Genomic DNA, 5972 nt, shown 5'->3' with positions numbered 1-5972 from the left:
CGTTTCAACGGATGGATGTCAATAAGGTGCATACCGCTCGCGCTGGGGTGATATTGGGGCCTACGTAAGATTTGGGACACTCAGGAGGCACCTCATGCGCGGAGCCACGCATGCCAAGTGGGCCGCATTGGCCGCCGCCGTCGCCCTCATGGCGACCGCCTGCGGCGGTGGCGGCGACGGAGGCGGAAGTGGCGCCGACGGGATCGTGAGCTCCTCGTGGGGCGACCCGCAGAATCCGCTGGAGCCCGGGAACACCAACGAGGTGCAGGGCGGCAAGGTCCTTTCGATGATTTTCCGGGGGCTGATCCAGTACGACCCGAAGACCGGCGAGGCCACGAACATGCTCGCCGAGAACATCGAGACGACGGACTCGATCAACTTCACCGTGACCGTCAAGGACGGCTGGACCTTCTCCAACGGTGAGCAGGTCACCGCGAAGTCCTTCGTGGACGCCTGGAACTACGGCGCCAGCCTGAAGAACAACCAGAAGAACGCCACCTTCTTCGGTCAGATCGAGGGCTACGACCAGGTCCACCCCGAGCAGGGCGAGCCGACCGCCGAGACCATGTCCGGCCTCAAGGTCGTCAACGACAAGACCTTCACCGTCAAGCTCACCCAGAAGTTCTCGACCTGGCCCGTCACCCTCGGCTACGCGGCCTTCGCCCCGCTGCCCCAGGCGTTCTTCGACGACCACGCCGGCTGGCTGAACAAGCCCATCGGCAACGGCCCCTACACCATCGACTCGTACACCAAGGGCTCGCAGATGGAGCTCAAGCGCTGGGACGGCTACCCCGGCGCCGACAAGGCACAGAACGGCGGCGTGACCCTCAAGGTCTACACCGACAACAACACCGCCTACACCGACCTGACGGCCGGAAACCTCGACCTCGTCGACGACATCCCCGCCTCCCAGCTCAAGAACGTCCAGGCGGACCTCGGCGACCGGTACATCAACGAGCCCGCCGGCATCATCCAGACCCTCTCCTTCCCGTTCTACGATCCCGCGTGGAACAAGCCGGGCCAGGAGAAGCTCCGCCAGGGTCTCTCCATGGCGATCAACCGCGACCAGATCACCGACACGATCTTCCAGAAGACCCGGACCCCCGCGGTCGACTGGACCTCCCCGGTCCTCGGCGAGGACGGCGGCTTCAAAGACGTCTGCGGTGACTTCTGCACGTTCAACGCGGCGGAAGCGAAGAAGCTGGTGGCCGAGGGCGGTGGCATCCCCGGCGGCACGATGAGGATCTCGTACAACGCCGACACCGGCTCCCACAAGGAGTGGGTGGACGCCGTCTGCAACTCCATCAACAACGCCCTCGGCAACAACACGGCCTGCGTCGGCAACCCGATCGGCACCTTCGCCGACTTCCGCAGCCAGGTCAGCACGCAGAAGATGACGGGCCCGTTCCGGGCCGGCTGGCAGATGGACTACCCGCTCATCCAGAACTTCCTCCAGCCGCTCTACTACACCAACGCCTCGTCGAACGACGGCAAGTACAGCAACCCGGAGTTCGACAAGCTCGTCAACCAGGCCAACGCCGAGTCCGACATCGCCAAGGCCGTCCAGACCTTCCAGCAGGCCGAGGAGGTCCTCCGCGACGACATGGGCGCCATCCCGCTCTGGTACCAGAACGGCAGCGCCGGCTACTCCGAGCGCGTCTCCAACGTGGCGCTCAACCCGTTCAGCGTCCCCGTCTACAACGAGATCAAGGTCGGCTGACGCAGCTCGTCGGCGTACGGCCCGGCCCCGCGTCCCCCCGCGTGCCGGGCCGTACGACTTCCCCACACCACCGGAGCCCCTCATGGGACGTTATGTGATCCGGCGTCTGCTGCAGATGATCCCGGTCTTCATCGGCGCCACCCTGCTGATCTTCCTGATGGTCAACGTGATGGGCGACCCCATCGCCGGCCTCTGCGGCGACCGCGCCTGCGACCCGGCGACCGCCGCCCAGCTGGAGAAGGAGTTCGGTCTCGACAAGCCGGTCTGGCAGCAATACCTGATCTACATGGGCAATCTCTTCACCGGCGACTTCGGTACGGCCTTCAACGGCCAGCCGGTCACCGAGCTGATGGCGAGCGCCTTCCCTGTCACCATCCGGCTCACCATCATCGCCATCCTCTTCGAGATCATCATCGGCATCAGCCTCGGTGTCCTGACCGGCCTGCGCCGCGGCCGGCCCATCGACACCACCGTGCTGCTGCTCACGCTGGTCGTCATCTCCATCCCGACCTTCGTCACCGGCCTGCTGCTCCAGCTGCTGCTCGGCGTGAAGTGGGGCTGGATCAAGCCCGCCGTCTCGCCCGAGGCGCCCTTCAACGAACTGATCGTCCCCGGCCTCGTCCTCGCCTCCGTCTCGCTCGCCTACGTCACCCGGCTCACCCGCACGTCCATCGCCGAGAACAAGCGCGCCGACTACGTCCGCACCGCCACCGCCAAGGGCCTGCCGCGCCGCCGGGTCATCACCCGCCACCTGCTGCGCAACTCGCTCATCCCCGTGGTCACCTTCATCGGCGCCGACATCGGCGCGCTGATGGGCGGCGCCATCGTCACCGAGCGGATCTTCAACATCCATGGCGTCGGCTACCAGCTCTACCAGGGCATCGTGCGCCAGAGCACCCAGACCGTCGTCGGCTTCGTGACCGTCCTCGTCCTGGTCTTCCTGGTGGCGAACCTGCTCGTAGACCTCCTGTACGCCGTCCTTGACCCGAGGATCCGCTATGCCTGAGCCTCTTCAGCCGCATGAGCCCTTCGACGACGGGCGCGCCATCGACCACACGGGGGCGGGCGCCGGCACGGACCTCGCCATGGAAGAGGGCGAGTCGCTGGAGAAGACCCCCGGCGGCCCTCTCGGCACCGGCCCGGGCGGCAAGCCGCGCTCCCTGTGGTCCGACGCCTGGCACGACCTGCGCCGCAACCCGGTCTTCATCATCTCGGGCCTGATCATCATCTTCCTGGTGATCATCTCCATCTGGCCCTCCCTGATCGCCAGCGGAGACCCCCTCCAGTGCGATCTCTCCAAGGCGCAGGAGGGCTCCCAGCCCGGCCACCCCTTCGGCTTCAACGGCCAGGGCTGCGACGTCTACACCCGTACGGTCTACGGCGCCCGGACCTCCGTGAGCGTCGGCGTCCTCGCCACCCTCGGCGTCGCGATCCTCGGCTCCGCGCTCGGTGGCATCGCCGGCTTCTTCGGCGGCGGCTCGGACGCCGTCCTCTCCCGGATCACCGACGTCTTCTTCGCCATCCCGGTCGTCCTCGGCGGACTCGTCCTGCTGTCGGTCGTCACCAGCACCACGATCTGGCCCGTCATCGGCTTCATGGTGCTCCTCGGCTGGCCGCAGATCTCCCGCATCGCCCGCGGCTCGGTCATCACCGCCAAACAGAACGACTACGTCCAGGCGGCCCGCGCGCTCGGCGCCTCCAACTCCCGGATGCTGCTGCGCCACATCACGCCCAACGCCGTCGCGCCGGTCATCGTGGTGGCGACCATCGCCCTCGGTACGTACATCTCGCTCGAAGCGACCCTCTCCTACCTGGGCGTGGGGCTGAAGCCGCCGACGGTCTCCTGGGGCATCGACATCTCCTCGGCCTCGCAGTACATCCGCAACGCCCCGCACATGCTGCTCTGGCCGGCGGGCGCGCTCGCCATCACCGTGCTCGCGTTCATCATGCTCGGCGACGCGGTGCGCGACGCCCTCGACCCGAAGCTGAGGTAGGCGCCCATGCTGCTCGAAGTGCGCGATCTGCACGTGGAGTTCCACACCCGGGACGGGGTGGCCAAGGCCGTCAACGGGGTCAGCTACTCGGTCGACGCCGGCGAGACGCTGGCCGTGCTCGGCGAGTCCGGCTCCGGCAAGTCCGTCACGGCCCAGGCCGTCATGGGCATCCTCGACATCCCGCCGGGAAAGATCACCGGCGGCGAGATCCTCTTCCAGGGCCAGGACCTGCTGGCGTTCAAGGAGGAGGAGCGGCGCAAGGTCCGGGGCGCCAAGATGGCGATGATCTTCCAGGACGCCCTGTCCTCGCTCAACCCCGTCATCAGCGTCGGCGACCAGCTCGGCGAGATGTTCCAGGTCCACCAGGGCATGTCGCGCAAGGACTCCCGCGCCAAGGCCGTCGAGCTCATGGACCGGGTCCGCATCCCGGCGGCCAAGGAACGCGTGGGGCAGTATCCGCACCAGTTCTCCGGCGGAATGCGCCAGCGCATCATGATTGCGATGGCGCTCTCCCTCGAACCGGAGCTGATCATCGCGGACGAGCCGACGACCGCCCTCGACGTCACCGTCCAGGCCCAGGTCATGGACCTGCTGGCCGAGCTCCAGCGCGAGCTCAACATGGGCCTCATCCTCATCACCCACGACCTCGGCGTCGTCGCCGACGTCGCCGACAAGATCGCCGTCATGTACGCGGGAAGGATCGTCGAGACCGCCCCCGTCCACGAGATCTACAAGGCGCCCGCCCACCCCTACACCCGCGGTCTGCTCGACTCGATCCCGCGCCTGGACCAGAAGGGCCAGGAGCTCTACGCGATCAAGGGCCTGCCCCCCAACCTGCTGGCCATCCCGTCCGGATGCGCCTTCAACCCGCGCTGCCCGCTCGCCCGGGACGTGTGCCGCACCGACGAGCCGCCGTTGTACGAAGTGTCGGAGGAACGCCGCAGCGCGTGCCACTTCTGGCAGGAGGCCCTCCGTGGCTGAGCCGATCCTCGAAGTCCGGGACCTGTACAAGCACTACCCGCTGACCCAGGGCATCCTCTTCAAGAAGCAGGTCGGCGCGGTCAAGGCCGTCGACGGCGTCGACTTCGACCTGACTGCGGGGGAGACCCTCGGCATCGTCGGCGAGTCCGGCTGCGGCAAGTCGACCGTCGCCAAGATGCTGGTCAACCTGGAGCGCCCGACCTCCGGTTCGATCCGCTACAAGGGCGACGACATCACCAAGCTGTCCCCGAAGGCCCTGCGTGCGGTCCGCCGCAACATCCAGATGGTGTTCCAGGACCCGTACACCTCGCTCAACCCGCGGATGACGGTCGGCGACATCATCGGAGAGCCGTACGAGATCCATCCCGAGGTCGCCCCGAAGGGGGACCGGCGGCGCAAGGTCCAGGACCTCCTCGACGTGGTCGGGCTCAACCCGGAGTACATCAACCGCTATCCGCACCAGTTCTCCGGCGGCCAGCGCCAGCGCATCGGCATCGCCCGCGGCCTCGCGCTCCAGCCGGAGATCATCGTCGCGGACGAGCCGGTCTCGGCGCTCGACGTCTCCGTCCAGGCGCAGGTGGTGAACCTCCTGGAGAAGCTCCAGGACGAGTTCTCGCTGAGTTACGTCTTCATCGCCCACGATCTGTCGATCGTCCGGCACATCTCCGACCGGGTGGGTGTCATGTACCTCGGGCGGATCGTGGAGATCGGCACGGACGCGCAGATCTACGACCACCCCACGCACCCGTACACCCAGGCGCTGCTCTCCGCGGTCCCGGTGCCCGACCCGGACGCGCGGGAGCACCGCGAACGCATCATCCTGACCGGAGACGTGCCCTCGCCGGCCAACATCCCCTCCGGCTGCCGCTTCCGCACCCGCTGCTGGAAGGCGCAGGAGCGCTGCGAGCTGGAGGTCCCGGAGCTGGCCGTCCCGGCCGTCTTCCGACTGACGGACACCCCGGCGAAGCACGACTCGGCCTGCCACTTCGCGGAGGAGAAGCACGTGGTGCCGACGGACGACGAGTCGCAGTAGCCGGATCGTCCCCGTCGGAACAACCGTCACACTCTTTAACGGCCAGGCAACTTGCCCGACCCGGCTCCGATATACGAACGCGGCAGGCTCGACAGCGTACGGCCGTGCGGGTGCCGTAGGCCGGCCGGGACGCGCCATGTCGCCCCCGCCGGCCGCCCCCCGCCTTTTAGGGGCGGGCGGCTCCCCCCAAGTGCGCTCCCGCACCGGGAAGGAGAAGGCGATGGGTCCGGTTTTTGATTGAGTG

At 67.5% G+C, this 5972-nt stretch carries 5 protein-coding genes; all 5 read left to right on the top strand.

Annotated features, from left to right (window positions below):
• Window positions 1-94 precede the first annotated feature (94 nt).
• The 5 genes from ACFC0D_RS37885 (at window position 95) to ACFC0D_RS37865 (ending at window position 5728) form a co-directional block, all read left to right on the top strand.
• Complete coding sequence (locus ACFC0D_RS37885; protein ID WP_376446518.1) at window positions 95-1720, top strand: ABC transporter substrate-binding protein; 1626 nt, start codon at window positions 95-97, stop codon at window positions 1718-1720.
• A gap of 82 nt (window positions 1721-1802) precedes the next feature.
• On the top strand, window positions 1803-2726 hold the full coding sequence (locus ACFC0D_RS37880) for an ABC transporter permease (protein ID WP_376446516.1): 924 nt from the start codon (window positions 1803-1805) through the stop codon (window positions 2724-2726).
• Window positions 2719-3714 (top strand): ABC transporter permease, encoded by a 996-nt coding sequence (locus tag ACFC0D_RS37875; protein WP_376446513.1) that lies wholly within the window; start codon window positions 2719-2721, stop codon window positions 3712-3714. The genes ACFC0D_RS37880 and ACFC0D_RS37875 overlap by 8 nt, the downstream gene beginning before the upstream one ends.
• Window positions 3715-3720: 6 nt before the next feature.
• Entirely contained in the window at window positions 3721-4695 is a 975-nt protein-coding gene (locus ACFC0D_RS37870) for an ABC transporter ATP-binding protein (RefSeq protein WP_376446510.1), read from the top strand.
• Window positions 4688-5728 (top strand): ABC transporter ATP-binding protein, encoded by a 1041-nt coding sequence (locus tag ACFC0D_RS37865; RefSeq protein ID WP_376446507.1) that lies wholly within the window; start codon window positions 4688-4690, stop codon window positions 5726-5728. The genes ACFC0D_RS37870 and ACFC0D_RS37865 overlap by 8 nt, the downstream gene beginning before the upstream one ends.
• Window positions 5729-5972: the final 244 nt, after the last annotated feature.

It is taken from the genome of Streptomyces sp. NPDC056222 (genome assembly GCF_042264065.1).
GTDB lineage: Bacteria > Actinomycetota > Actinomycetes > Streptomycetales > Streptomycetaceae > Streptomyces.
This window is presented reverse-complemented; position numbering and strand designations above follow the sequence as displayed.